This window comes from Streptomyces sp. 4F14 (assembly GCF_048159485.1).
Classification (GTDB): Bacteria; Actinomycetota; Actinomycetes; order Streptomycetales; family Streptomycetaceae; genus Streptomyces.
Genome location: NZ_JBLRVY010000159.1, coordinates 1 through 419, shown reverse-complemented (window position 1 = coordinate 419; position 419 = coordinate 1). Strand labels below are relative to the sequence as shown.

Annotated in this window: 1 protein-coding gene; it reads right to left on the bottom strand. The window is 75.9% G+C overall.

Annotated elements, in window-relative coordinates; genetic code table 11:
* Positions 1–419: HD domain-containing protein (locus ACLZOT_RS50110; RefSeq protein ID WP_416976003.1), on the bottom strand; the 419-nt coding region annotated here is incomplete at both ends.

The window sequence follows — 419 nt, the reverse complement described above, 5'->3', positions numbered from 1 at the left end:
GGCGTTCACCGCCCGCACGATCCGCGCGGACAGCGGCTGCTCGGGGCAGGGGTCGGCGAGCCGCTCCACGACCAGCGCGACCTGCGGGTTCACCCCGGTCTGCCGTACGACGGCCCCGCCGAGCAGCGCGATCCGCCGCTGTTTCTCGACCGGCAGCGCGGCGGTGGCCCCGGCCGGCACCGGGTCGACGAGGCTGAGCTGCCCGATGTCGTGCATGAGGGCCGCGTACTCCAGCACGGTGAGCTCGGCCCCGGTGAGGCCCAGGTCCCGCCCGACGTCCCGGCTGAGCGCGGCGACCCGCCGGGCGTGTCCGGCCGGGGTGTACCCGGCGATCTCGGTGGCACGGGCGAGGGAGGCGATGGTCTGCCGGTAGGTGGCCCGCACGGCGCAATAGCGGCGGACGGACAGCTGGGTCAGCA